Origin of the sequence: Micromonospora sp. NPDC049230, from assembly GCF_040647875.1 — a bacterium.
Taxonomy (GTDB): Bacteria; Actinomycetota; Actinomycetes; order Mycobacteriales; family Micromonosporaceae; genus Micromonospora.
The window spans coordinates 79,430-96,435 of record NZ_JBEZCZ010000018.1 but is presented as its reverse complement, the minus strand read 5'-3'; the positions used below and the strand labels follow the sequence as shown (position 1 = coordinate 96,435).

Below are 17,006 nucleotides of genomic sequence, written 5' to 3'. Positions count from 1 at the left end.
CGACGCGGTACGGGCGGACGCGCCACCCCTGCGTCCGCCCGTGCTGTTCACCAGTGGCCGCCGCCCGGCGCCTCGATGTGCACCGCCTTCGTGGCGGTGAACTCGTCCAGCAACTCCGGGCCGTACCCGAAGCCCTGCCCACTGGCCCGGCGTGGGTGCGCGGCGCCCCCCGGCGCGCCGCCGAACACCGCGTTGACCTTCACGGTGCCCACCGGCAGCTCCCGCCAGGCCCGCTGCGCGTGACTCATCGACGTGGTCAACACCGTGGCGGCCAGGCCGTACGGGGAGTCCGCGGCACAGCGCAGCGCCTCGTCGAACGAGTCGACGACCACCACCGGGGCGACCGGCCCGAACGTCTCCTCCCGCACCAACGGCATGTCGTGCCGGCAGTCGGTGACCACTGTGGCCGGGTAGAACGCCCCCGGCCCGTCCGGCACCTCGCCGCCGGTCCGCACCCGCGCGCCGGCCGCCACCGCCGCCGCCACCTGCCCGTGCACCTGATCGCGGTGCCGCCTGTCAACGAGCGGGCCCAGTTCGGTGTCCGGGGCCCGGCCCGGCCCGACCCGCAGACCCTCAGCGCGCCGTACCAGCGCGGCCACGAAGTCGTCGGCCACCTCCCGGTGTACGTAGATCCGCTCCACCGCCACGCAGATCTGCCCCGCGTTGGCGAACGCGCCGAGCGCGGCCTGACCAGCCGCCCACTCCGGATCGACGCCCGCGTCCACGATCATCGGGTCGCTGCCCCCGTTCTCCAGCAGCACCTTCGCCCCGGTGCGGGCCGCGGCGGCGGCGATCGCCCGGCCGGTCGCCGTGGATCCCACGTGCGCCACCACGTCGACGTCCTGGGCGGCCAGCGCCGCACCGACCGCACCGCCACCGGTGAGCAGCGACAACACGCCGGCCGGCAACGCCTGGTCCAGGGCCCGGGTCAGCAGCCAACCCGTCGCGGGGGTCCGCTCGCTCGGCTTGTAGAGCACCACGTTGCCGGTCACCAGGGCAGCGCCGAGCAGCCCACAGGAGATCGCCACCGGGTCGTTCCAGGGCGTGATCGCGGCCACCACACCGCGCGGCTGCGGGGTCATGAAGTCCAGCGCGTCCGTTGCGCCGTGCAGCGTCCGCCCACCGCGCAGCGGGGCCAGCTCCGCGTACTGTCGCAGGGTGCCGATGCCCGTCTCGACGCCGCCACGGGCGTCCGCCAGCGGTTTGCCCATCTCGGCGGTGACCGCCGCCGCCAACTCCTCGGCGGCCTCCGCCACCGCGTCCGCGGCCCGGTGCAGCGTCGCGGCCCGCTCGGCCGGGGCTGTCGCCGCCCACTGCGCGGCCGCGTTGCGGGCCGCCTGCGCCGCCTTGCCGACCTCGTCGGCGGTGGCCACCGGCACCGTGCTGACCGGCGAGTCGTCCGCCGGATCACGCACGACAAGTTCACCGCCGTCGCCGCCCGCGCCCCACACCCCGCCCACCAACTGCGCAACCGTGTACATGCGGCGCTGGATGCCCCGGCCTCGGCGTGGCAAACGCGTTTCGCCCGGTCGCGCCCCGGGTAGGCGGATCGGATGACTACCACCGCCGGGTCGAGCGTGGACGCCGTCATCGTCGGGGCCGGTCACAACGGCCTCGTGGCGGCCAACCTGCTGGCCGACGCCGGCTGGGAGGTGGTGGTGCTGGAGGCGACAGCGGTGCCCGGCGGCGCGGTCCGCTCCGCCGAGGTGACGGCACCCGGCTACCTGAGCGACCTGTACAGCTCGTTCTACCCCCTCGGCTACGCCTCACCGGTGCTGCGCGACCTCGACCTGGGTCGCCACGGCCTGTCCTGGCGGCACGCGCCGGACGTGTTGGCGCACCTGCTGCCGGACGGGCGGGCCGCCGTGATCAACCGGGACCCGGACGTCACCGCCGCCTCGCTGGAGCAGTTCGCGCCCGGCGACGGCAAGCGCTGGCTCAACGCGTACACCGACTGGGTGGAGGTGGCCGAGCCGATGCTGGCGGCCATCACCTCGCCGTTCCCGCCGGTCCGCGGCGGGCTGGGTCTGCTGCGTCGGCTGCGCGTCGCCGGCGCGTTGCGACTGGCGCGACGCCTGGTGGTGCCGGTCCGCAAGCTCGGCGACGAACTCTTCGACGGCGCCGGCGGGCCCGCCCTGCTGGCCGGCTGCGCCCTGCACACCGACCTGTCCCCGGAGGAGGCCGGCTCCGGGGTGTACGGCTGGCTACTGGCCATGCTCGGCCAACAGATCGGCTGGCCGGTGCCCGAAGGCGGCGCACAGCAGATCACCAACGCGCTGGTGGCCCGGCTACAGGAACGTGGCGGAACGATCCTCTACGGCGCCCGCGTCGACCGGGTGCTCACCGCCCGGGGTCGGGCGATGGGGGTACGCACGCAGGGCGGCGCGCTCTGGCGAGCCCGCCGTGCCGTGCTCGCCGACGTGCCCGCGCCAGCGCTGTTCCTCGACCTGGTCGGTGCGGCGGCCCTGCCGTCCCGCCTGGTGGAGGACCTGGCGCACTTCCGGTGGGACGGGTCGACGCTGAAGGTGGACTGGGCACTCTCCGCGCCGGTGCCCTGGGTCAACCGGGAGCTGGCCGGCGCCGGCACCGTGCACCTCGGCGCGGACCTCGACGGGTTGACCTACTACGCGGGCGAGCTGGCCCGTGGCGAGCTGCCCCGCGACCCGTTCCTGCTGGTCGGGCAGATGTCGGTGGCCGAGCCCAGCCACTCTCCGCCGGGCACCGAGTCGCTGTGGGCGTACACCCACCTGCCGTTTCGCCGGGACTGGCGTGCCGAGGACGTCGCCGGGCACGTGCAGCGGATGGAGGAGGTGCTGGAGGCGGCGGCCCCGGGGTTCCGGCAACTGGTCGTCGGCCGGCACGTGGCCGGGCCCGCCGACCTGGAGAGCGACAACCCGAGCCTGGTCGGCGGCGCGCTGGGCGGCGGAACCGCCGCCGCGTACCAGCAGCTCTTCCTGCGCCCGATCCCCGGCCTGGGCCGGGCGGACACCCCGGTGGACCGGCTCTTCCTGGCCAGCGCCTCAGCGCACCCCGGCGGCGGGGTGCACGGCGCACCGGGCGCGAACGCGGCCCGCGCGGCGCTGGCCCGCGACCGCGCCCTCACCGGCCGCGCCTACGCCGCAGCCATCGCCAAAGCCCACCAAACGATCTACCCCACCTAACCCCACCCCCCATCCCCCACCGAGCCCGTTGAGTGAGGTTATAGCGGCGACACGCCGATGCGAGTGGCTATAACGCCATGATCAACAGGCTCGGTGGGGGTGAGGGCAGGGGGGTGGGGTTAGCTGGTTATGTTGCGGTGTTTGCTGCGGAGGCGGAACGGCATCAGGGCGCTCTCGACCTTTGTCGCGGTGGTCATCTTGGAGATGCCGTCGCGGCGCTCCTCGAAGCGGATCGGCACCTCCAGGATGGTGTGCCCGAGCTTGGTGGCGAGGTAGTGCATCTCCACCTGGAAGCTGTAGCCGTTGGACTGCACCCGGTTCAGACCGATGTCGCGCAGCGCGTCGCCCCGCCAGATCTTGAAGCCGGCGGTCAGGTCGCGGATGCGTACCCGCAGCAGGGTGTGCACGTAGAGGTTCGCCCAGCCGCTGAGGGCCCGACGGTACAGCGGCCAGTTCTCGTCCAGCTCGCCACCGGGCACGTAGCGGGAACCGATCACCACGCTCGCCTGGGTGGACAGCAGCGCGCCCAGCATCCCCGGCAGCGCCTCCGGCGGGTGCGACAGGTCCGCGTCCATCTGCGCCACGTACTCGGCGCCGCCCTCGATCGCCCGGGTCATCCCGTCGACGTACGCCCGGCCGAGGCCCTCCTTGCCGGCCCGGTGCACGACCTCCACCCGGTCCGGATGTTCGATGGCCAGCTTGTCGGCCACGTCACCGGTGCCGTCGGGGGAGTTGTCGTCGGCGACGAGGATGCGCAGGCCGGGCAGTGGCAGGGCGAGCAGCCGCTCCACAAGCGTGGGCAGGTTGCCCGCTTCGTTGTAGGTGGGCACGACGACGGTCAGGCGTGCGTCCCGCCACGGCGACGGCAGCTGCACAGGCACGATCATGCGGACATCCTCGGTTTGCGGACGGGGGACTCCCGGAAAGGGTATCCAGTTGTCACATTCGGGTTGAAGAGGCACCCCTACCGGGCGTTGCGCACGGCGTTGCCGTACCGGGTGTGGGCATCGATCCGCTGGTCGCAGCCGTTGCGTACCAACGGCCGCGAGGCCCGGCCACCGTCGACCGACCCGGTTACCGTCGACCTCGGGCGCGGTCCACCGGCCCTCGACGGTCAGCGTCGGCGACGGGCCACGGCGGTGAGGGCGAGCGCCGCGGCGGCGAGCGCGACACCGGACAGCGCGGGCCTGTGGGTGCCGACCCAGAGCGCCGCCGACCGGTTACGCGCCCGGTCCTGGAACACGCCCTCGGTGCCCCGGTCCGTGTCGTCGTCGCCGGGCTTGTCGAGATTGTCCCGCCAGGTGCGGGGATCGATCTTTTCGCCGGTCTGCTGACTCTCGTAGCCGTCGCGGGCCAACTTCCGGTCGAGCAGGCCGGGGAAACAGGATGTCCCCCAGTCGGGCCTGCCACGTCGGGCGGCCCACGTTCAGCTCCCGGGTGCCCCCGGTCGGCGGCCCAGACGATGGCCCGGGCGGCCAACTCCGGCGCCGCGCAGGCGACACTCCCGCTCCGCGGCGGCCAGACCCGCCTCGCCCCGGGCCAGCAGCGCCAGCCGGGCGCCCCGAGCCGCGTACGTGTGTGCGACGGCCTGCCCGACGCCGGCGCTCGCCCCGGTCACCACCACGGTCTGCGTCACGCTGCCCCCTTCTGCCGGGCGGCGATGTCGGCGAGCCGGTCCAGTGTCTCCCGGTTGCGCAGGTGCAGCACCAGATCGTTGACCTTGTTGCGGACCCACCGCAGCGGACCGGCGGCGAAGTCCTCCCCGAGGCGGACCCGGGTGCGGCCCCCGTCGACAGGTTGCAGCGTGAACGCCACGATCGCCTCGCCGGCCGGCCAGAGACCGGCCTTCAGCACGAGCCGGTGCGGCGGCTCGCAGACCAGCACCGTCGACGCGTCCTCCAGGGAGAACGGCCACGGTCCGGCGCGGTGGTGCAGTTGGCTGCCCACCCGGGGCCAGGCGTCGTCCACGTCGCGTACGTGTGCCGTCCCGACCACCCAGTCGCTGTACGTCCACCCGTCGGCGAGCACGTCGAACACCTGCTGCGGGGGAGCGTCGATCACTTTCTCCACAATCGCCACTGGGCTCCCATACCCGGAGCGCGGCAGGGGCTAACGGCTGGCGGGTTAGCTTCTCCGGCACGGCGGGTAAGGCCGACACTGGCACTGCTGGCGGCGGCGGCCCGGCGCCCCGACGGCGACGTTTACTCCTCGGGGCGCAGGGAACCCGCCGGCTGTGCGACAGGACCAGGAGGATCCGTATCAGCGCAGGTCAGCCCGGGCGTACGCCGCTGCTGACCGCGCCGGTTCCAGGTCCGTCGACAGCCTGGCGGGAGTCCTGTACGACGCGGTGTTGCTGGACCGTGACGGCACCCTGATCGAGGACGTGCCGTACAACGGCGACCCGGAGAAGGTGCGGCCGGTGCCGGGGGCGCGGGCGGCGTTGGACCGGCTGCGGGCGGCCGGGCTGCGCCTGGCGGTCGTGACGAACCAGTCGGGCCTGGCCCGCGGCTACTTCAGCGCCGAGCAGATGCGGGCGGTGCACGCCCGCGTCGAGGAGCTGTTGGGTCGGTTCGACGCGTGGCTGATCTGCCCGCACGACGACGCCGACGGCTGTGCCTGCCGCAAGCCGGCACCCGGCCTGGTGTACGCCGCCGCCCGGGAGTTGGGTACTACCGCGTCCCGGTGCGCGATGGTGGGCGACATCGGCCGGGACGTCGCCGCCGCGCTGGCCGCGGGCGCCGCCGGGGTGCTGGTGCCCACCCCGGTGACCCGGCCGGAGGAGATCGCCGCCGCCGGCTGGGTGGCCAGCGATCTGCCGGCGGCGGTGGACGAGATCCTGCGCCGCCAACAGGCCGTGCAACCGGTGACCGCGCCGGGTGACCCGGTGCGGACCGCGTTGGTGGTCCGGTCGGATTCGGCGGGGGACGTGCTGGTCACCGGGCCGGCCATCCGCGCCGTCGCGGCCGGGGCGCAGCGGGTGGTGCTGTTGTGCGGGCCACGCGGCCGTGCCGCCGCCGACCTGCTGCCCGGCGTCGACGAGATCATCGAGTACCCGCTGCCGTGGATCGACAGCACGCCGGGGCCTGTCGACCCGGAGTCGGTGCGCGGCCTCACGGCCCACCTCAGCGCGGTCGGCGCGGACCAGGCGGTGGTGTTCACCTCGTTCCACCAGTCCGCGCTGCCGCTGGCGCTGCTGTTGCGGATGGCGGGGATCGGCCGGATCGCGGCGATCAGCGACGACTACCCGGGCTCGCTGCTGGACATCCGGCACCGGGTGCCGGTGGGCGTCCCCGAACCCGAACGGGCCCTCTCCCTCGCCGCCGCCGCCGGCCATCGACTGCCCGACGGCGACGAACCAGTGCTCCGACTGCGCCGCGACGCCGTGGCGCCGCGCCCGGCCGAGCTCGGCGAGTCCGGGTACGTGGTGCTGCACCCGGGCTCGGCCGCGTCGAGCCGGGCCTGCCCGCCCGACGTGGCGACCCGGATCGCCGGGGCGCTGACCGCCGCCGGGCACCGGGTGTTGGTCACCGGCAGCTCCGACGAGCGGGGGATCACCGCCCGGGTGGCGGCGGCCGGCGGCACCGACCTGGGGGGTCGGACCGATCTGGCCGGGCTGGCCGCGATCGTCGCGGACGCCAGCGCTGTCGTTGTCGGCAACACCGGGCCCGCGCACCTGGCCGCCGCGAGCGGCGTGCCGGTGGTGAGTCTGTTCGCCCCGACGGTGCCGTTCGGCCAGTGGGGGCCCTACCGGGTGCCCACCGTCCGGCTCGGCGACGCCGCCGCGCCCTGCCGGGACACCCGGGCGGCCAACTGCCCGGTCCCCGGGCACCCCTGCCTCAGTGGTGTCGACCCGGACCACGTTGTCGACGCGGTGCGGACGCTCACCGTCAGCGGTGGTGGCCGACGATGAACATCCTGCTCTGGCACGTGCACGGTTCCTGGACCACGTCGTTCGTGCACGGCGGTCACCGCTACCTGATCCCGACCACACCCGACCGCGGCCCGTACGGCCTCGGCCGGGCCCGCACCTACCCGTGGCCGGACAGCGCGGTCGAGGTGACACCGGAGGAACTGCCGGACACCGACGTCGACCTGGTCATCCTGCAACGTCCCGAGGAGATCGACAGGGCGCAGGAGTGGTTGCGCCGCCGCCCCGGCCGCGACCTGCCCGCGATCTACGTCGAGCACAACACCCCGAAGGGCGACGTGCCGAACACCCGGCACCCGATGGCCGACCGCGACGACCTGCTCATCGCCCACGTCACCGGGTTCAACCAGATCTTCTGGGACACCGGCGCCACCCGCACCACAGTTGTCGACCACGGCATCGTCGCTCCCTCCGCGACCTACACCGGCGAGCTGGACCGGCTCGCCGTGGTGATCAACGAGCCGGTACGACGAGGTCGGGTCACCGGCACCGACCTGCTGCCCCAGTTCGCCGAGATCGCGCCGCTGGACGTGTTCGGGATGGGCGTCGCCGGTCTGGCCGACCACCTCGGGTTGCCCGCCGACCGGCTCACCAGCCACGACGACGTGCCCCAGGACCGGATGCACGCCGAGCTGGCCCGGCGGCGCGCGTACCTGCACCTGTGCCGGTGGACCTCGCTCGGGCTCAGCCTCATCGAGGCGATGACGATCGGCATGCCTGTCGTCGCGCTCGCCACCACCGAGGCGGTGACGGCGGTGCCCCCGGAGGCGGGGGCCCTCGCCACCCGGACCGACACCCTGCTCGACGCCGCCCGCCGGTTCATCGCCGAACCGGCGACCGCGCGCCAGGCGGGCGCGGCGGCGCGAACCGCCGCGCGGGACAGGTACGGCCTCGACCGTTTCCTCGCTGACTGGGACCGGCTGCTGGAGGAGGAAGTATGCGGATCGCGATGATCTCGGAGCACGCCAGCCCGCTCGCCGTCCTCGGAGGGGAGGACGCCGGCGGTCAGAACACGCATGTCGCGGAGCTGTCCGCCGCGCTCGCCGCCGCCGGGCACGAGGTGCGGGTCTACACCCGCCGGGACGCGCTCGACCTGCCGGTGACCGTCCGCAGCCCGGACGGGTACGACGTGGTGCACGTGCCGGCCGGCCCGGCCGAGCCGGTGGCCAAGGACGCGTTGTTGCCGCACATGCGGGAGTTCAGTCGGTGGCTGATCGAGCGCTGGCGGGGCGGGGACTGGGTGCCCGAGGTGATCCACGCGCACTTCTGGATGAGTGGTCTGGCGGCATTGACGGCCGGTCGGCAGACCGGGGTGCCGGTGGTGCAGACGTACCACGCCTTGGGCACGGTGAAGCGCCGCTACCAGGGCGTACAGGACACCAGCCCGGCCCGGCGGGTGTCCTACGAGCGCGAGTTGGGTCGCTCGGTGGACCGGATCGTGGCGCAGTGCCGCGACGAGGTGGGCGAGTTGGTCCGGATGGGGGTGCCCCGGTCCCGGATGACGGTGGTGCCCTCCGGGGTCAACCTCGCCACGTTCGCCCCGCTCGGTCCGGCCGCCGAGCGCGAGCCGGGACGCGCCCGGATCCTCACCGTGGGCCGGCTCGTCGAACGCAAGGGCTTCCAGACCGTGATCCGTGCGATGGCTCTGGTGCCGGACGCCGAGTGCGTGGTCGTCGGCGGGCCACCCGAGGGGCTGCTGGAGACCGACCCGTACGCCCGGCGGCTGCGGGCCCTGGCTGAGTCGTGTGGGGTGGCCGACCGGGTGCACCTGGTCGGTGCGGTCCCCCGGGAGGAGATGGGCCGCTGGTACCGCTCCGCGGACCTGCTGGTCGCCGCACCCTGGTACGAGCCGTTCGGGTTGACCCCGCTGGAGGCGATGGCCTGTGGGGTGCCGGTCGTCGGCACCGCCGTGGGCGGCATCCGGGACACCGTTGTCGACGGGACGACAGGTGACCTCGTGCCGGCCCGGGACCCGCAGGCGCTGGCCGCCGCGATCCAGGGCCTGCTCGACGACCGGATCAGGCGCTTCGCGTACGCGACGGCGGCGCGTGAGCGGGCTCGGGCGCGGTACTCGTGGGCGGCCACCGCCGAGCGGCTGGTCGAGGTCTACAGCGAGGTGGCCGCCGTCCGTCGGCCGGCCCGGGCGGTGGCCTGATGCCGGCGGGCAGCCTGCTCGACACCCACCTGACGAACCTCGCGGCGGCGCTGGTGCCGTACCGGCGGTGTGAGTCGCAGCTGGCGCGTTGGGGTGCGGACCTGGCCCACCGGCTGGTCGCCGGGGGACGCCTGCTGGTGGCCGGCAACGGCGGCAGCGCGGCGGAGGCCCAGCACCTCACCGCCGAGTTGGTCGGCAAGCTCCACCACGACCGTCAGCCGCTGTCGGCGATCGCGCTGCACGCCGAGACGAGCGCGCTCACCGCCATCGCCAACGACTACGGCTACACCGACGTGTACGCCCGTCAGGTGCGCGCGCACGGCCGCCCGGGCGACGTCCTGCTGCTGCTGAGCACGAGCGGCACCAGCCCCAATCTGGTCAGTGCCGCCGAGGCCGCCCGCGAGGTCGGCGTGACGACCTGGGCCCTCACCGGCGCGGCTCCCAGTCCCCTCGCCGACGCCTGCGACGAGGTGCTGGCCGTCGCCTCTCCGGACACCCAGGTCGTCCAGGAGCTGCACCTGGTGACAAGTCATCTGCTCTGCGAGTACCTCGAACAGGAACTGGCCGCGACCACCGACCCAGCGCTCGGCCACGACGCGCCGGCACCGGTGCGCACCGGGGTCGAAGTGGTGCTCGACGGTGGGCCCGGACAGCAGGTCGACGCGTGAGGACGGGGAGGCAAGCGTGAGGGGACCGGTGGTGGTGCTCGGGGACACCCTGCTCGACCGGGACGTGGAGGGGGTGGTGAACCGGCTCTGCCCGGACTCCCCGGTGCCGGTCCTGGACGAGACCGCCGCCAGCGACCGACCGGGTGGCGCCGGTCTGGCGGCGGTGTTCGCCGCCGCGCAGGGCGCCGAGGTGGTGCTGGTGACCGCGCTGGCCGACGACGCCGGCGGGGCCCGACTGAGCGCGCTGCTCGCCGCGGCCGGCGTGCAGGTGTATCCGCTGGCCCTGTCCGGTGCGACGCCGGAGAAGATCCGGCTGCGGGCCCGGGGTCGGGTGCTGCTGCGCCACGACCGTGGCGGCGCGTCCGGGGAGCCGGGTCAGCCCTCCGACGAGGTGCTGCGGGTGATCGGCGCGGCGTCCGCGGTGCTGGTCAGCGACTACGGGCGGGGGGTGGCCCGGCAGCCCGCGCTGCGCGACGCGTTGTCCGCCACCCGCGCGCCGGTGGTGTGGGACCCGCACCCCCGTGGCCCGGCGGCGATCCCCGGCGTCCATCTGGCCACCCCGAACGAGTCAGAGGTGCGCGACCTGGTCCCCGCACTGCCCGGCGCCTCCCGGCTGGCCACCGCCTCGCGTGGCGCGCAGGGGCTGCGCCGACGCTGGCGCGCCGGTGCGGTGGCGGTGACGCTGGGCGGGGACGGCGCGCTGCTCTGCCATGCCGGGTCGACACCGCTCGTGGTGCCGACCCCGGGCAGCGCCGAGGGGGACACCTGCGGGGCCGGCGACCGGTTCGCGGCGGCGGCCAGTCTCGCGTTGGCCCAGGGCGCGCTGGTCTCCGAGGCGGTGCAGGCGGCGGTCGCCGAGGCGTCCGCGTACGTCGCCGGTGGGGGAGTGGCGGCGGCACCGCCGCCGCCGGCACGGCCCATGCCGACGAGCGTCGTCGGCCCGGGAGGTGATCGGGTGGGCGTCGCGCCGGTCGCCACGCTGCTTGCCGAGGTACGGGCCACCGGCGGCACTGTGGTGGCCACCGGCGGCTGCTTCGACCTACTGCACGCCGGGCACGTGTCCACCCTTCAGGCCGCCCGACAACTCGGCGACTGTCTGATCGTCTGCGTGAACTCGGACGCCAGCGTGGCCGGGCTCAAGGGGCCGGACCGACCGGTGATGTCCGAGGGCGACCGTGCTCGGCTGCTGGCCGCCCTGAGCTGTGTCGACGCGGTCCTCATCTTCGACGAGCCGACCCCGGACGCGGCCCTGTCCTGGGTGCGACCGGATATCTGGGTCAAGGGGGGCGACTACGCCACCGGCGGCGACGCCGCCGCCACACTGCCCGAGGCGGAGGTCCTGAGACGGTGGGGCGGGAACACCGTGGTGGTGCCCTACCTGGACGGTCGCTCCACCACCGACATGATCGTTCGGACGCTCGCGGAGCGGACCCGATGAGCGCCACGCGGTCGGGCGCCGGGCCCACCGTCCTGGTCACCGGTGGTGCCAGTGGGCTCGGTGCCGCGGTGGTCGCCGCGGTGGCCGCCTCCGGTGGCCGGCCTGTCGTCCTGGACCGGCAACCGCCCGCCGACGGGGTGTCCTGGACCGAGTGCGACCTGGCCGACACCCGGGCCGCCGAGGTGGCCACCCAGCACCTCGCCGAGCAGGCCGGCGGCCTGGACGCGGTGGTCACCGCCGCGGGAACGGACGTCCCGGGTCGACTCGCCGACGTGCCGGGGGAGACCTGGGACCGGATCGTCGCCGTGGATCTGCTGGCCACCGCGGCGGTGATCCGGGCCGCCCTGCCGTTCCTGCTGACGTCCCGGGGCCGCATCGTCACTGTCGCCTCCACCCTGGGCGTCAAGGCGGTCAGCGACGCCACCGCCTACTGCGCGGCGAAGTTCGGCGTGGTCGGCTTCACCCGCGCCCTCGCCGCCGAGCTCGCCGGTCAGGTCGGCGTCACGCTGCTCATCCCCGGCGGGATGCGCACGTCGTTCTTCGACGAGCGCGACCCGCAGTACAAGCCGGGGCCGGACGCGATCCTCAACGATCCCGCCGACACCGCCGCCGCGATCATGTTCGCGCTCAACCAGCCGCCCGGCTGCGCGGTCCGGGAGATGGTGGTCTGCGCCGAGCAGGAGACCTCGTACCCGTGATCCTCGTGCTGCGCGCCCTCGGCGTCGGCGACCTGGTGACAGCGGTGCCCGCGCTGCGGGCGCTGCGGGCCGCGTACCCCGGTCGGGAGGTGGCGCTCGCCGCGCCCGCCTGGCTGGCCCCGCTCGTCGACCTGGTCGGCGGTGTCGACCGGCTGGTGGACACCGCCGGGTTGGACCGACAGGTGCGGGTCGGGTCGGCCCCGTCGGTCGCGGTCAACCTGCACGGGCGCGGCCCGCTGTCGCACCGGTTGCTGGCGAGCACCCGACCCGGTCGGTTGCTGGCCTTCGCCAACGCCGACGCCGGCCACGTCGACGGTCCGCGGTGGTCCGTCGACGAGCACGAGGTGGACCGGTGGTGTCGGCTGCTGTCCTGGTACGACATCGCGGCCGACCGCACCGACCTCAATCTGCGTCGGCCCGGGTCGACAGGGCTGCCCACCGGTGTCACAGTGCTGCATCCCGGCAGCAAGATCCCCGCCAAGCGGTGGCCCGCGCGGCGGTTCGCCGGGCTGGCCCGGGCGCTCACCGAGCAGGGCCACCGGGTGGTGCTCACCGGCTCGGCCGACGAACTGGCGCTGGCGGCCCGGGTGGCCGACGCGGCCGGCCTGGGGTCCGAGCAGGTGCTGGCCGGGCGGACCGACCTCGGCGCGCTCGCCGCGCTGGTGGCCGGTGCCCGCCTGGTGGTCAGCGCGGACACCGGGGTGGCCCACCTGGCCACCGGGTTCGGTACGCCGTCGGTCGTGCTGTTCGGGCCGGTGCCGCCGGCGCACTGGGGGCCGCCGGTGGACCGCCCCCGGCACCGGGTGCTCTGGGCCGGCGAGGGCGATTGGCCGGGGTGGGACGGGGTAGGAAGCCACCCGACGATGGCGGCTCTGCGCATCGACGAGGTGCTGGCCGCCGTGGCGGAGGTGGAGAGGGTGGTGCGGGTCTCCGGTGCGGTTGCGGCGTAGTGACCCGGGTCGACCGGGGTACGGACGGCGCCGGCGCGGACGGGGCTGGCTCTTCGTCGACCCGGCCGGCGAGCCGGTCCGGGATCCGGAGGTGCTGGCGAGGCTGCGGGAGCTGGTCATCCCGCCGGCCTGGCAGAGCGTCTGGATCGCGCCGCACGCGAACGGGCACATCCAGGCGATCGGAATCGACGCGGCCGGGCGCAGGCAGTACGTCTACCACCCGCGGTGGCGGGAGAAGCAGGACGAGGCGAAGTTCGACCACATGCTGGAGGTGGCCCGGCGACTGCCGGCGCTGCGCGAGCGGGTGGGGCGTGACCTGGACGGCCGGGGGCTGGGCCGGGACCGGGTGCTGGCCACTGTGGCCCGTCTGTTGGACATGGGGATGTTCCGGGTCGGCAGCGACCAGTACGCGGCCGGCGACGACCCGACGTACGGGGTGTCCACCCTGCGCCCCGAGCACGCCCGGTCCCGGGGTGGCTGCGTGGTCTTCGTGTTTCCCGCGAAGGGTGGCATCGAGCAGGTGCGCCGGATCGAGGACCCGGAGCTGTGCCAGGTGTTGCTCAATCTGCGCCGCCGCCGGCGACGGGCCGACCGGCTGTTCGGCTACTGGGACGGCCGGGAGTGGCGCGACGTGCGCAGCGACGAGGTCAACGGCTACCTGCGCGACGCCAGCGGCGGCGAGATGACCGCCAAGGACTTCCGCACCTGGCACGCCACGGTGCTCGCCGCCACCGAGTTGGCCACCGTCGGCCCGGCCCGCTCGGTGACCGCCCGGCGCAAGGCGGTGGTCGCCGTGATGCGCGAGGTGGCCGAGTTGCTGGGCAACACCCCGACGGTGGCCCGTGCGTCGTACGTGGATCCGCGGGTGGTCGACCTCTACCACGACGGGGTGGTGGCGTCGGTGGACCCGCGGGCGCCCCGCGAGGAGGCCGAGCGGGTCGTCCTGGAGTTGCTGGAGAAGGCCTGACCGGTCGCGGGCTCAGGTCGCCGCCCGCCGCCCGATCAGGGCGTCGACGCCGTCGAGGATCCGGTCCAGGCCGAAGGTGAACTCGTCGTCGGGGTCGTCGTCCTGGCTGAGCACCCCGGCGGCCAGCACCCGTTGCAGTGCCGGAAAACGGGCCGGGTCGATGAGTTGGGCCAACAGTCGGCCGTACGCCGGCATCATCTCACTCGGCTTGGCGCCGGTGGCCCGGCTGCCCTCGGCGATCTGGGACGCGAGGGTGGCCTCGTTGCGCACGTACCCGGTGAGCAACAGCAGCGTCGACATCTTCTCGCCCTCGGTGAGCGCGGTGCCGTCGAGGCAGCGCAGCCCGTCCTCCATCCAGCCGAGCTGCTGCGGGGTGATCGGCGGGCCGGTGATGGGCACGTGCAGCAGCCAGAACCGCTGCCGCAGCACGTCGTGCTCGGCCCAGGCCCACCGGGTCAGCCCGGCGCGCCAGTCGGTCCCCGGCGGGGGCGGGCCGGGCGACGGGCCGTACCCGGCGTCCACCATGAGGGCCAGCAGCTCGTCCTTCGAGCCGACGTAGCGGTAGAGGGCCATGGTGGCGGCGCCCAACTCCTTGGCCACCCGGCTCATCGAGACGGCGGCCAGCCCGTCGGCGTCGGCCACCCCCACGGCGGCGTCCACGATGGCGGGCACGCTCATGCCCGGCCGGGGGCCCTTGGGTGGCCGGTCCCGCAGCCCCCAGGCGTACTCGATGGCCGGCGGTAGAACCGGCCCGCTGTCGTCTGTCTTCGCCGCCACATTTCCTCCTTGCCTCGCCATCCTAGTTCTGCGTATGGTCTACGCATAACAGCGTATGCCATACGCAGAAGGGGGATGGATCATGACGACGATGACCACACCGGCACCGCGGGCGGGCCGGCGGGAGTGGATCGGGTTCGCGGTGCTGATGCTGCCGCTGCTCCTGGTCTCGATGGACGTCTCGGTGCTCTACTTCGCCGTCCCGTTCATCAGCGAGGAACTGCGTCCCACCGCCACCCAGCAGCTATGGATCTTCGACACGTACGGCTTCGTGCTGGCCGGGCTGCTCATCACGATGGGCGCGCTGGGCGACCGGATCGGCCGCCGCCGACTCCTGCTCCTCGGCGCGACAGCGTTCGGGGCGGCGTCGCTGCTCGCCGCGTACGCCGACAGCGCCGCGACGCTCATCGCCGCGCGCGCCGTCCTCGGCATCGGTGGGGCCACCCTGATGCCCTCCACGCTCGCCCTGGTCCGCAACATGTTCCACGACGCGAAGCAGCGCGGCACCGCGATCGGCATCTGGACCGCCACCCTCACCGGCGGCATCGCCATCGGGCCGGTGCTCAGCGGCATCCTGCTGGAGCACTTCTGGTGGGGCTCGATCTTCCTGATCAACATCCCGGCGATGCTGATGCTGCTCCTGCTCGTCCCCTTCCTGGTGCCCGAGTTCCGCAGCCCGGCGACCGGGCGGTTCGACAGGCTCAGCGCCGTGCTGTCGCTCGGCGCACTGCTGCCGGTGATCTACGGCATCAAGGAGATGGCCCGCGACGGGGTCAGCGCGCCACGGGTGCTCGTTATCGTCGCCGGCCTGCTGGTGGGCGCGTTGTTCCTGCACCGGCAGCGGACCCTGGCGTACCCGATGGTCGACCTCGCGTTGTTCCGCCGCCGCGGCTTCGCCGGGTCGCTCGCGGTCAACGTGCTGGCGATGTTCGCCATCGTCGGCTTCGCCATCTTCACCACCCAACACCTCCAGTTGGTGCTCGGTCTGAGCCCGCTGCGGGCGGCACTGTGGAGCCTGGTGCCGTCCCTCGCGGTGGGCGGAGTCGCGCCGGCCGCCGCCGCGCTCGCCCAGCGCGTCGAACGGGCGTACCTGATCGGCGCGGGGTTCGCGATCGCCGTGCTCGGTTTCGTGGTGCTGACCCAGGTCACGCCGGACTCGGCGCTGTGGGTGCTGCTGGTCGGCGCCAGCATCTACGCGGGCGGCCTGGTGCTGGTGATGTCGCTCGTCACCGAGCTGGTCCTCGGCGCGGCGCCACCCGAGCAGGCCGGCGTCGCGTCGGCGCTCACCGAGTCCAGCAGCGAGTTGGGCGGCGCGCTGGGGATGGCCCTCCTCGGCAGCGTGGGCGCGGCGGTCTACCGGCGTGAGGTGCTCGACGGGCTGCCCGCCGGGCTGCCGGAAGACGCCCGCGAGGCGGCCCGGGAAACGCTGGGCGGTGCGCTGGCGGTGGCCGACGGGCTGCCCGCCGACCTGGGCGACGCCGTACTGCACGCGGCCCGGGTGGCGTTCACCGACGGTCTGCACCTGGCCGCGATCGCCGCGATGCTGGCGATGCTGCTGGGCGCTGTGGCCGCGCTGACCGCGCTGCGCGGCGTCCGACCGGCCGACCTGCCGGCGACCGACCCGACGCCGACCGACATGATCGACTCGGTTTCCTGAAAAGCGGGCCGTCCCAGACGTGGGGAAGCCGGGGTTTTCAGGAAACCGAGTCGATCAAGCGCCACGAGGCCGGCCGGGCGGTCCAGTCGGTCAGTCGGTGAGCACGTGTGCCAGTCGGTCGCGGAATCGCCGCTCGGAATCGCTGACGGTCTCGCCCCCGATGCCCAGCAGCCCACCGCTGGACGCGGCGCCCATCACCTGCTCGGCGATCTTCACGAGCCAGTGCTTGTACGCGCCGGCCTCACCCTCGTCGACGCGGCCGGCCAGCAGCGCGGCGGCCTCGCCGGCCCGCACCAGCACGTCGTCGATGTACGCCGCGGGGTCGGCGGGCGCGATGGCCGGCAACTCCTCGCCGGTGTCCGGGTCACCGACCCGGGTGACGATCTCGCCGGCCACGGCGGCGACCAGCGGACTGGCCGACTCCCGACCAGCGGAGATGGTCTCCAGCCCGGCCGCGGTCTCCGCCATGGTCCGGCGGGTGCCGTCGGACTCGGCGGCGCTCGCCGCGGTCAGCACCGACTGCGGCAGGCCGACCAGCAGCCCCCACTCCCCGTCGGAGAAACCGAACCCGGTGTACGCCGGCTGCTCGATCACGGCAACGCCCCTT

Annotated in this window: 17 protein-coding genes; 10 read left to right on the top strand and 7 right to left on the bottom strand. The window is 74.2% G+C overall.

Annotated elements, in window-relative coordinates; genetic code table 11:
- Nucleotides 1–47: 47 nt before the first annotated feature.
- The gene (locus AB0A95_RS17500) at nucleotides 48–1,481 is read right to left on the bottom strand and encodes an aldehyde dehydrogenase family protein (RefSeq protein ID WP_357556761.1); all 1,434 of its coding nucleotides are present in this window, start codon (nucleotides 1,479–1,481) and stop codon (nucleotides 48–50) included.
- A 72-nt stretch (nucleotides 1,482–1,553) separates the two neighbouring features.
- Here AB0A95_RS17500 and AB0A95_RS17495 point away from each other — a divergent pair, with 72 nt between their 5' ends.
- Nucleotides 1,554–3,161, top strand: a complete 1,608-nt coding sequence (locus AB0A95_RS17495) for an NAD(P)/FAD-dependent oxidoreductase (RefSeq protein WP_357556760.1) — start codon at nucleotides 1,554–1,556, stop codon at nucleotides 3,159–3,161.
- A 119-nt stretch (nucleotides 3,162–3,280) separates the two neighbouring features.
- On the opposite strand, the gene AB0A95_RS17490 is transcribed toward AB0A95_RS17495, so the two are convergent.
- The 4 genes from AB0A95_RS17490 to AB0A95_RS17475 all read right to left on the bottom strand — a co-directional run bounded on the left by AB0A95_RS17490 (nucleotide 3,281) and on the right by AB0A95_RS17475 (nucleotide 5,222).
- Complete coding sequence (locus AB0A95_RS17490) at nucleotides 3,281–4,048, bottom strand: polyprenol monophosphomannose synthase (protein ID WP_357556759.1); 768 nt, start codon at nucleotides 4,046–4,048, stop codon at nucleotides 3,281–3,283.
- Between the two features lie 227 nt (nucleotides 4,049–4,275).
- The gene (locus AB0A95_RS17485) at nucleotides 4,276–4,518 is read right to left on the bottom strand and encodes a hypothetical protein (RefSeq protein WP_357556758.1); all 243 of its coding nucleotides are present in this window, start codon (nucleotides 4,516–4,518) and stop codon (nucleotides 4,276–4,278) included.
- A 69-nt stretch (nucleotides 4,519–4,587) separates the two neighbouring features.
- Nucleotides 4,588–4,797: an SDR family NAD(P)-dependent oxidoreductase gene (locus AB0A95_RS17480; protein ID WP_357556757.1), complete on the bottom strand. Its 210-nt coding sequence runs from the start codon at nucleotides 4,795–4,797 to the stop codon at nucleotides 4,588–4,590.
- On the bottom strand, nucleotides 4,794–5,222 hold the full coding sequence (locus tag AB0A95_RS17475) for an SRPBCC family protein (RefSeq protein ID WP_357556756.1): 429 nt from the start codon (nucleotides 5,220–5,222) through the stop codon (nucleotides 4,794–4,796). Before AB0A95_RS17475 ends, AB0A95_RS17480 begins: the two co-directional genes overlap by 4 nt.
- 172 nt (nucleotides 5,223–5,394) lie before the next feature.
- Between AB0A95_RS17475 and AB0A95_RS17470 the strand changes: the two genes are divergently transcribed.
- The 8 genes from AB0A95_RS17470 to AB0A95_RS17435 are packed head-to-tail and all read left to right on the top strand — an operon-like array spanning nucleotide 5,395 to nucleotide 13,965.
- Nucleotides 5,395–7,071, top strand: a complete 1,677-nt coding sequence (locus tag AB0A95_RS17470; protein WP_357556755.1) for an HAD-IIIA family hydrolase — start codon at nucleotides 5,395–5,397, stop codon at nucleotides 7,069–7,071.
- Nucleotides 7,068–8,042 carry a glycosyltransferase gene (locus tag AB0A95_RS17465; protein WP_357556754.1) on the top strand — a complete coding sequence of 325 codons (975 nt, stop codon included), beginning with the start codon at nucleotides 7,068–7,070 and terminating at the stop codon, nucleotides 8,040–8,042. The genes AB0A95_RS17470 and AB0A95_RS17465 overlap by 4 nt, the downstream gene beginning before the upstream one ends.
- Nucleotides 8,027–9,244, top strand: coding sequence for a glycosyltransferase (locus AB0A95_RS17460; RefSeq protein WP_357556753.1), 1,218 nt, complete (start codon nucleotides 8,027–8,029; stop codon nucleotides 9,242–9,244). Before AB0A95_RS17465 ends, AB0A95_RS17460 begins: the two co-directional genes overlap by 16 nt.
- Nucleotides 9,241–9,912 (top strand): SIS domain-containing protein, encoded by a 672-nt coding sequence (locus tag AB0A95_RS17455; protein WP_357556798.1) that lies wholly within the window; start codon nucleotides 9,241–9,243, stop codon nucleotides 9,910–9,912. Before AB0A95_RS17460 ends, AB0A95_RS17455 begins: the two co-directional genes overlap by 4 nt.
- Before the next feature lie 16 nt (nucleotides 9,913–9,928).
- Nucleotides 9,929–11,350 carry a PfkB family carbohydrate kinase gene (locus tag AB0A95_RS17450; RefSeq protein WP_357556752.1) on the top strand — a complete coding sequence of 474 codons (1,422 nt, stop codon included), beginning with the start codon at nucleotides 9,929–9,931 and terminating at the stop codon, nucleotides 11,348–11,350.
- Nucleotides 11,347–12,048, top strand: a complete 702-nt coding sequence (locus AB0A95_RS17445; protein ID WP_357556751.1) for an SDR family oxidoreductase — start codon at nucleotides 11,347–11,349, stop codon at nucleotides 12,046–12,048. Before AB0A95_RS17450 ends, AB0A95_RS17445 begins: the two co-directional genes overlap by 4 nt.
- Nucleotides 12,045–12,998 carry a glycosyltransferase family 9 protein gene (locus AB0A95_RS17440; protein WP_357556750.1) on the top strand — a complete coding sequence of 318 codons (954 nt, stop codon included), beginning with the start codon at nucleotides 12,045–12,047 and terminating at the stop codon, nucleotides 12,996–12,998. The genes AB0A95_RS17445 and AB0A95_RS17440 overlap by 4 nt, the downstream gene beginning before the upstream one ends.
- Complete coding sequence (locus AB0A95_RS17435) at nucleotides 12,982–13,965, top strand: DNA topoisomerase IB (RefSeq protein ID WP_357556749.1); 984 nt, start codon at nucleotides 12,982–12,984, stop codon at nucleotides 13,963–13,965. Before AB0A95_RS17440 ends, AB0A95_RS17435 begins: the two co-directional genes overlap by 17 nt.
- A 12-nt stretch (nucleotides 13,966–13,977) precedes the next feature.
- Here the strand turns inward: AB0A95_RS17435 and AB0A95_RS17430 are convergent, their stop codons facing one another.
- A complete protein-coding gene (locus AB0A95_RS17430; protein ID WP_357556748.1) occupies nucleotides 13,978–14,742 on the bottom strand; it encodes a TetR/AcrR family transcriptional regulator in 765 nt (254 codons plus the stop codon).
- A gap of 82 nt (nucleotides 14,743–14,824) precedes the next feature.
- Here AB0A95_RS17430 and AB0A95_RS17425 point away from each other — a divergent pair, with 82 nt between their 5' ends.
- Nucleotides 14,825–16,399, top strand: coding sequence for an MFS transporter (locus AB0A95_RS17425; RefSeq protein ID WP_357556747.1), 1,575 nt, complete (start codon nucleotides 14,825–14,827; stop codon nucleotides 16,397–16,399).
- A 90-nt stretch (nucleotides 16,400–16,489) separates the two neighbouring features.
- Here the strand turns inward: AB0A95_RS17425 and AB0A95_RS17420 are convergent, their stop codons facing one another.
- Nucleotides 16,490–16,993 (bottom strand): hypothetical protein, encoded by a 504-nt coding sequence (locus AB0A95_RS17420; protein ID WP_357556746.1) that lies wholly within the window; start codon nucleotides 16,991–16,993, stop codon nucleotides 16,490–16,492.
- Between the last annotated feature and the right edge of the window lie 13 nt (nucleotides 16,994–17,006).